Here is an 8,540-nt window from a genome sequence, read left to right as displayed (position 1 = left end):
CGCCCCCTCCACCACCTCTCCGACGTCCGCCACCGCGTCCTGAGCGCGCGTCAGCTGCGGGAGCACGGCGTCACCGGGTCCGTCACCGCCGAGCGGTGCCGCCCCGGCGGCCCCTGGCAGCAGCTGCTGCCGGGGGTCTTCCTCCTCCGCACCGGCCCCGCCACCGGCGAGGAGCGGCTGCACGCCGCCCTGATGTACACCGTGCCGCGCGACCGGGTGCCCCGTCAGCCCGGCCCGGCGGCGGACCGCGACACCCCGCCCGCCCCCTACGGCCAGGCTATGATCACCGGGCCGGCCGCGCTGGCCCTCCACCGCTTCACCTCCGTGCCCTCGCTGCTCTCCCTGGAGCACATCGACGTCCTCGTGCCGCGCACCCGCCGGCTGCGCTCGACCGGGTTCGTCCGGCTGGTCCGGGCGCACACCGTGCCCCGGCCCAAGCCGCTGACGGGCCTGCCCGTCACCCCGGCCGCCCGGGCGGTGGCCGACACCGTGGCGCGGCTGACCGACCCGCAGGCCGTCCGGCGGCTGCTGGCGGAGGCGGTGCGCGGCGGGCACTGCGAGCCCTCGGCGCTCGTCCGGGAGCTGTCGCGGGGACGGCTGCTGAGCCGGCCGCACGTGGTGGACGCCGTCGACGCGCTGCTGGCCGAGGGCCGGTCGTTCGCGGAGGGCCGGCTGTACGACATGGTGCGTGAGCACGCGCTGCCCGCCCCGCTGTGGAACGTCGACCTGCGGCTGCCCGGCGGGCCGTGCCTGGGGGGCGTGGACGCCTACTGGCCGGACCACGGGGTGGCGCTGGAGATCGACGTACGGGCCCCCCGCCAGGACGACGGGGCGCCGTGGTCGGAGCCGTCCCGCAAGCGCGAGTACCTGGACCGGCTGGGCATCGCGCTGATCCGGCTGACACCGCGGAAGCTGCGCGACGACGCGGCGCTGGAGCAGCAGGCCGCGGTGGTGCGCACCGCCCTGGTGGCGTCGGCCGACCACGGGCCCACCGCGTACGTCGTGGTGCTGCCGCGGTGACGTGCCGGGCCGGTGGCCGGCGCGTCACCGCGGCCGGTGGGTGGGTCGGCGGGTCGGCGGGTTACCGGGTGGAGAGGACCAGCTCGGTGTTGCGGTCGGTGGGCGTCCCGGCGAGGGAGGTGTCCGAGCCGGGGGCGTTGAAGGCCAGCTCGCGGTAGAGGGAGGCCAGGCCCGACTGGGAGAGGTCCTGGAAGTCGGTGCGGTACGGGGCGTCCGACTCGATGAGGGTGGTGAAGAGGGAGACCGTCCCGTCGTGGTTGTCGGTGATCTCGACGATGCGGGCGAGCTGGGGGTAGTCGACGTGGGAGGCGGTCGCGATCTCCCAGAAGGTGCCCCGGGGGCGGATGCGGTTGCGGTGGCTGTGCCCGTTGACCCAGGCCAGGACGTTGTTGTGGCGCTGGAGCAGGGCGATCACCTCGTCGCCGCCGTGCCGCTTGTCGCGGGGCCGGGCGGGGTCGGGGACGGTGTTGGTCATGCTCCAGCTCGGGTGGTGGCTGAAGATCACCGCGTACTGGTCCCGATGCTCCGTCAGGGTGCGGTCGAGCCAGTTCAGTTGGCCGGTGTCCAGGGAGCCCTGGTAGTGGCCGCCGGGGTCGGTGGAGTCGATGCTGACGCCGATGACCTTCTCGGAGATCCTGAAGCTGTAGTAGAGGGTGCCGGAGTCGAGATTGGCCCTGGTGTAGCCGTGACCGACGGGCCCCCGCCCGGCGTGCTGGGGGTCGAGGTGCGCGGCGATGTACTGGCGGGGGGTGAGCGGCGCCCGGCGCGGGTCGGGGGTGATCCTGCGCATCTCCTTCCGGTGCGCCTTGAGCATGGCCTCTATGCGCTTGCCCTTGGGGTCGGAGCCGCCCGCCTCGCCCTGCATCAGGTACTTGGCCTCGTCGGGCGGGACGTACTGGAGCTTGCGGTCACCGACGCAGACCTCGGCGATGAAGGAGCCGGCCGCCGGGTAGCAGCCGCCGGAGAGCAGGTCGTGGTTGCCGAAGGTGGAGTACCAGGGGATGTTCAGCCCGGGGCTGGTGACCCGCCGGGTGGCGGCGTCGAGGTAGCCGTCGATCCTCGGGTAGCCGGCCTGCTTGTCCTGGTCGCGCAGGTCGCCCTCGGGGTGCCAGTAGAGCTTGAGGCCGCTGTTCTGGACGCCCTCGTAGTGCCGGGGGTCGCCGGTGTTGGGGTCCAGCCGGCCGCCGCTGAGGGCGGTGAGGAACCACTCCACCTCGATCCTGGCGTTCTCGTCCCCGTTGTCCCCCGTGGTGATCACGAACGCGAACGGTGTGCCCGTCACCGGGCCCCTGCGCACCTTGTTGACCCGCTCGACGAGGGAGACCACGCCGGGCAGGGTGAGCGCCTCGTGCGGGCGCCAGGCGCCGGGCTCGCCGGAGCGGAAGAACTCGTAGCGCAGCGGATGCTGTACGTCCGTCAGATGCAGGTCGGTGAACTGCACGAAGGACGCGAGGGGGGTGCGCCGGTCCTCGCGGCCGCCCTGTGGCGCGGCCAGCTCGGCCCGTACCTGCCGGGGCCAGCCGGGCCCGTCGCCCAGCCGCCGGTAGCCGCCGGTGCCGCGCGGCGCGGCGACGGAGACCAGTGTGGTGCCGGCCCCGGTGGGGGCGGCGGGCTGCGCCGTGGGGGTGGTGGCCTGGGCGCTCGCGGTGGCCGTGGCGGTCGCCCGGGCGGCCGGTTCGGGTGGTGGATCGGCGGCCGCGTGGCTGTCGCCCGCCCCCAGCCCCAGCCCTGCGGCCGTGGTGACGGCGCCCGCCGCGGCCAGGAAGGCACGGCGGTCGAGCTGCGACGCTGCGGTGCTGCGGGATCTGCGGTGCATGGCGGTCTCCCCGGGTGCGAACGCGAAGGCGAACGGGCTGGCGTGCGGGTTGCGGGCCCCGTTGTCAGGGATCGTTGGCACCCCGGATGACCTGGGCGTGAACAGGGCCGCAACGCTCGCCGCCGGTCACATCGCATGGATCTTGGCTACTGCGAACTGACATACACCACTCGTCCCCTGGCGTACTGACGCTCACTCAGCGTTCACCCGCGAGGGAACCCTTGAGCCGCCCTTGGATGCAGTCTTTTAGTCCGTTTGTCCTACAGGCGCTGGGCCAGGGGGCGGGCCGACCGCTTCACGGCCTCCGTCCCACTTCATCCCGCATGGCGCGTGGCGGGTTTACGCCATCCTTATATTCCTGCCCTGGCAACTCTCCCCAAACCCGCATCACTTCCATAAAAGTGATCGCTCATCCGGCTCCGATTTTCGGACGCCGCGTCGTGGTGCCCAGCGTTGTGCACTTTCCGTTCATTTTGCTGTTGCTTCATCACTTCCAGTCCAGGGATGCCCATGACCCCCACCCCCGATGCCCCGATCGCGCCGGGCGGCGCGAGACGCGCTGCCCGAATAGCCCTCGCGGCCTCCCTCGTGGCCGCGCTCACCGCCGCGGGCGCCGCGCCCGCCTTCGCGGACGACCCGAAGCCGGCGCCCACCCCCGCCACGGGCCCGGTGAAGTCCCCGTCGGACAAGCTCGGTTCGCACGACGCGGGCCTGCTCGCCAAGGCCAAGGCCGAGGGCGACAAGACCGTCACCATGATGATCGCCACCGCCCCCGGCCAGACCGGGCAGGTCGCCGCGAAGCTGGACGCGATCAAGGGCGCCTCGGTGGGCCAGGCGTACGACAAGCTCGGCTACGTCCGGGCGACCGTCCCCACCGCCAAGGCCGACGCCGCCATCGACGAGGCCAAGAAGCTGGCCTCGGTGCACGGCATCGACCTCAAGCAGGAGATCCCTCTCCCGGACCCGACGCCGCGTGCCGATGTCGCGCAGGGCGCGCCGAAGCTCGCCAAGGACAAGAAGTACCCGGCGCCCGGCAAGGACACCCCGGCGAAGAACCCGTACCAGCCGGCCTTCGAGACCGGTGCCGTCGAGTTCGTCAAGGACCACCCCAAGGCCGACGGCCGGGGTGTGACCATCGGCATCCTGGACTCCGGCATCGACCTCGGCCACCCGGCGCTGCAGAGGACCAGCACCGGCGAGCGCAAGATCGTCGACTGGGTCACCGCGACCGACCCGCTGGCGGACGCCGACGGCACCTGGCTGCCGATGACGCGGGACGTCTCGGGCCCGGGCTTCTCCTTCAACGGCCGCACCTACACCGCGCCCGGCACGGGCACGTACCAGGTGGCCCTCTTCAAGGAGAGCGTCACCACCGGCGGCGACATGAAGGGCGACCTCAACCGGGACGGCGACACCACCGACTCCTGGGCGGTCCTCTACGACAAGGCCAAGGGCACCGTCCGGGTCGACCTCGACGACGACGGGAACTTCGGTAACGACGAGGAGATGAAGCCGTACAAGGACGGCTTCCAGGTCGGCTACTTCGGCAAGGACAACCCGGACACCCCGATCGCCGAGCGCATCCCCTTCGTCGTGCAGATCCGCAAGGACGTGCCGATGGACCCGAAGGGCGGCGACTGGGCCGGCAAGAAGGCCGACTTCGTCAGCATCGGCCTCATCGAGTCCGAGCACGGCACCCACGTCGCGGGCATCACGGCCGCCAACGGCCTCTTCGGCGGGAAGATGAACGGCGCGGCGCCCGGCGCCAAGCTCGTCTCCTCCCGGGCCTGCACCTGGTCGGGCGGCTGCACCAACGTGGCGCTCACCGAGGGCATGATCGACCTCGTCGTCAACCGCGGCGTGGACATCGTCAACATGTCGATCGGCGGTCTGCCGACGCTCAACGACGGCAACAACGCCCGCTCCGAGCTCTACACCCGGCTCATCGACACCTACGGCGTCCAGCTGGTGATCTCCGCGGGCAACAGCGGCCCCGGCGCCAACACCATCGGCGACCCCGGCCTGGCCGACAAGGTCATCAGCGTCGGCGCGTCCGCCTCCAAGGAGACCTGGGCCGCCAACTACGGCTCCGAGGTGAAGACCCCGTACGCCATGATGCCCTTCTCCTCGCGCGGCCCGCGCGAGGACGGCGGCTTCACCCCGACGATCACCGCCCCGGGTGCCTCGGTCAACACCACCCCGACCTGGGAGCCCGGCGCCCCCGTCGCCGAGTCCGGCTACGACCTGCCGCCCGGCTACGGCATGCTCCAGGGCACCTCGATGGCCTCCCCGCAGGCCGCGGGCGCCTCGGCGCTGCTGATCTCCGCCGCCAAGCAGAAGAAGATGAAGCTCACCCCGGCCGATCTGCGCACGGCGCTCACCAGCACCGCGAAGAAGATCAAGGGTGCCCAGGCCTATGAGCAGGGCTCCGGCCTCATCGACATCGTCGAGGCCTGGGAGGCGCTCCGCGAGGGCGCGACCGCCCAGGACTACACGGTCAAGGCCCCCGTCTCCACCGTGCTCTCCGGCGCGCTGAAGACCCCCGGCTTCGGCACCGGCCTCTACGACCGCGAGGGCGGCCTCAAGGCCGGCGAGAGCCGTACGTACGACGTCACCGTCACCCGTACCTCCGGCCCGGACAAGCCCGTGTGGCACGAGCTGGGGTGGAAGTACAACGACGGCACGTTCTCGCTGGTCGGCGACGACGAGGTCAAGCTGCCGCTGAACAAGCCGGTGACCGTCAAGGTCCGGGCCAAGGCGAAGACCGCGGGCATCCACAGCGCGATCCTCGAGGTGAACGACGACCGCACCGAGGGCGTCGACAAGCAGATCATGACGACCGTCGTGGTCGCCGAGCCGCTGGCTCAGCCGTCGTACGTGGTGAAGAAGACGGCCACCGCCACGCGGAACGCGTCCACCTCGTACTTCGTGACCGTGCCCAAGGGCGCCAAGACCCTCGAGGTGGCGCTGGGCGGGCTGGCCGCCGGCAGCCAGACCCGGTTCATCGCGATCAACCCCTACGGCGTACCGGTCGACCCGTCCTCCACGGTCAACTGCTACCCGAACTACAAGAACCCGGCCAACACCTGCCGCCCCGACCTGCGGACCTACGCCACCCCGCTGCCCGGCGTCTGGGAGATCGAGGTCGAGTCCCGCCGCACCTCCCCGCTGCTGGAGAACCCCTACACCCTGACGGCCTCGGCGCTCGGCACCACCTTCGAGCCGGCGGTCCAGACCGTCCCCGAGGCCAGGGTCGGCACCCCGGTCGCCGTCTCCTGGAAGGCCACCAACGGCTTCGCGGCCCTGGACGGCACCCTCAAGGGCGGTCAGCTGGGTTCCTCGAAGATCGCCCGTCCGGTGATCAAGCAGGGTGAGAAGCAGACCACCACGGTCACCCTCGGCGAGGGCGTCACCCGCTTCGAGGCCGCGATCGGCGGCACTGCCGACCCCAAGGCCGACCTGGACCTTGCCGTCCTCAAGGACGGCAAGGTCGTCGGCTCCTCCACCAGCGGCGGCTCGGACGAGCTGGTCACCCTGGCCAAGCCCGCCGCCGGCGAGTACACGATCGAGGTCAGCGGCTACTCCGTCCCGGCGGGCAGCACCGCCTACGACTACCGCGACGTCCACTTCGCCCCCTCGCTGGGCGAGATCAAGGCCGCGACGGCCCCGGTCAAGCTGGGCGCGGGCCAGTCCGCCCAGCTCACGGCCCAGGTCGTGGTCGCCGGCGCGGCCCCCGAGGGCCGCACCTTCTTCGGCGACGTCCAGCTGGTCAACGCGGCCGGCACGGTCGCCGGAACCGGCAGCGTGAAGATCGAGAAGGTCCTGCCGTAACCCCTCCGGGGACCACGGCGAGCGGGGCGGGCGTCCAGGGGGGCGCCCGCCCCGTCCCGTACTCCGGACAATCGATTGGACTTATGGGGCGGGTGGCACCGCATGATGGGAACCGTACGCACCACGCCAGCCGTCGTAGAACGCACGTGCTGAACGCGAGTAGGGAGTCCTCGTGAGGATCGGAATCGTCGGAGCGACCGGCCAGGTCGGCGGAGTCATGCGCAACATCCTCGCCGAGCGGAAATTCCCGGTCGACACGCTGCGGCTGTTCGCCTCGGCCCGCTCCGCCGGTACGACCCTGCCCTGGGGCGGCACGGAGATCACCGTCGAGGACGCGGCCACCGCCGACTACTCCGGTCTGGACATCGTGCTCTTCTCCGCCGGTGGCACCACCTCCAGGGCGCTGGCCGAGAAGGTCGCCGCGCAGGGCGCCGTCGTGATCGACAACTCCTCCGCGTGGCGTCGCGACCCCGAGGTGCCGCTGGTCGTCTCCGAGGTCAACCCCGGCGCGATCGCGAACCGCCCCAAGGGCATCATCGCCAACCCGAACTGCACCACGATGGCCGCCATGCCGGTCCTCAAGCCGCTGCACGAGGAGGCGGGGCTCACCGCCCTGATCGCCACCACCTACCAGGCGGTCTCCGGCTCCGGCCTGGCCGGTGTGGCCGAGCTCGACGGGCAGGTGCGCGCGGTCGCCGACCGGGCCACCGAGCTCACCCACGACGGCGAGGCCGTGGACTTCCCGGCCCCGGGCGTCTACAAGCGCACCATCGCCTTCAATGTGCTGCCCATGGCCGGCGCGCTCGTCGACGACGGCAGCTTCGAGACCGACGAGGAGCAGAAGCTCCGTCACGAGTCCCGCAAGATCCTGGACATCCCGGAGCTCAAGGTCTCCGGCACCTGTGTCCGCGTCCCGGTCTTCTCCGGCCACTCGCTCCAGGTCAACGCCCGCTTCGAGCGGCCGGTCAGCGTCGAGCGCGCCTACGAGCTGCTGGCGGCCGCCCCGGGCGTCGAGCTCTCCGAGATCCCGACCCCGCTCCAGGCGGCCGGCAAGGACGCCTCCTACGTCGGCCGCATCCGCGTCGACGAGACCGTCGAGCACGGCCTGGCGCTGTTCCTCTCCAACGACAACCTCCGCAAGGGCGCCGCGCTGAACGCCGTCCAGATCGCGGAGCTGGTCGCCGAGGAGCTGCGCGGCTGACGCCGGGCACGAACGACGCGAAGGGGCGGGCCGCCACGGCCCGCCCCTTCGTTCATCCGCCGTGAGCGTACGGACCGCGACGTCCCGGCCACGGCGTGGAAGGATGGCCGGGACATCGCGATGTGAAGGAGATGCCCAGGTGCCCGGTACGAATCTGACCCGCGAAGAGGCACAGGAGCGGGCGCGGCTGCTCAGCGTCGACTCGTACGAGATCGAGCTCGACCTCTCCGGTGCCCAGGACGGCGGCACCTACCGGTCCGTGACCACCGTGCGCTTCGACTCCGCCGAGGCGGGCGCCGGGTCCTTCATCGACCTGGTCGCCCCCACCGTGCACGAGGTCGTCCTGAACGGCACGGCGCTGGCCACGGCCGACGTCTTCAAGGACAGCCGCATCGCGCTGCCGGGCCTGGCGGCCGGGCGCAACGAGCTCAAGGTCGTCGCCGACTGCGCGTACACCAACACCGGCGAGGGCCTCCACCGCTTCGTGGACCCCGTCGACCAGCAGGCCTACCTGTACACCCAGTTCGAGGTGCCGGACGCCCGCCGGGTCTTCGCCTCCTTCGAGCAGCCCGACCTGAAGGCGACGTTCCAGTTCACCGTGAAGGCCCCCGAGGGCTGGACGGTCATCTCGAACTCCCCCACCCCCGAGCGCCCCGCCGACAACGTCTGGCG

Annotated in this window: 4 protein-coding genes and 1 pseudogene; 4 read left to right on the top strand and 1 reads right to left on the bottom strand. The window is 71.7% G+C overall.

Going from position 1 to position 8,540, the window contains the following annotated elements:
- Positions 1-1,020: hypothetical protein (locus K6I33_RS27080; RefSeq protein ID WP_229357150.1), on the top strand; the 1,020-nt coding region annotated here is incomplete at its 5' end.
- Between the two features lie 61 nt (positions 1,021-1,081).
- On the opposite strand, the gene K6I33_RS27075 is transcribed toward K6I33_RS27080, so the two are convergent.
- The gene (locus tag K6I33_RS27075; RefSeq protein WP_229357149.1) at positions 1,082-2,836 is read right to left on the bottom strand and encodes a TIGR03767 family metallophosphoesterase; all 1,755 of its coding nucleotides are present in this window, start codon (positions 2,834-2,836) and stop codon (positions 1,082-1,084) included.
- 510 nt (positions 2,837-3,346) lie between these two features.
- Here K6I33_RS27075 and K6I33_RS27070 point away from each other — a divergent pair.
- From K6I33_RS27070 to K6I33_RS27060, 3 genes and pseudogenes are all read left to right on the top strand, one after another.
- Positions 3,347-6,667, top strand: a complete 3,321-nt coding sequence (locus K6I33_RS27070; protein WP_229357151.1) for a S8 family serine peptidase — start codon at positions 3,347-3,349, stop codon at positions 6,665-6,667.
- A gap of 172 nt (positions 6,668-6,839) precedes the next feature.
- A complete protein-coding gene (locus K6I33_RS27065) occupies positions 6,840-7,868 on the top strand; it encodes an aspartate-semialdehyde dehydrogenase (RefSeq protein WP_229357148.1) in 1,029 nt (342 codons plus the stop codon).
- Positions 7,869-8,007: 139 nt separating this feature from the next.
- A pseudogene (locus tag K6I33_RS27060) lies at positions 8,008-8,540 on the top strand (aminopeptidase N); the annotation flags it as partial.

This window comes from Streptomyces sp. UNOB3_S3, assembly GCF_020740895.1.
Taxonomy (GTDB): Bacteria; Actinomycetota; Actinomycetes; order Streptomycetales; family Streptomycetaceae; genus Streptomyces.
Note: the sequence above shows the minus strand (reverse complement) of the source record. Positions and strands in the feature narration are given on the sequence as shown.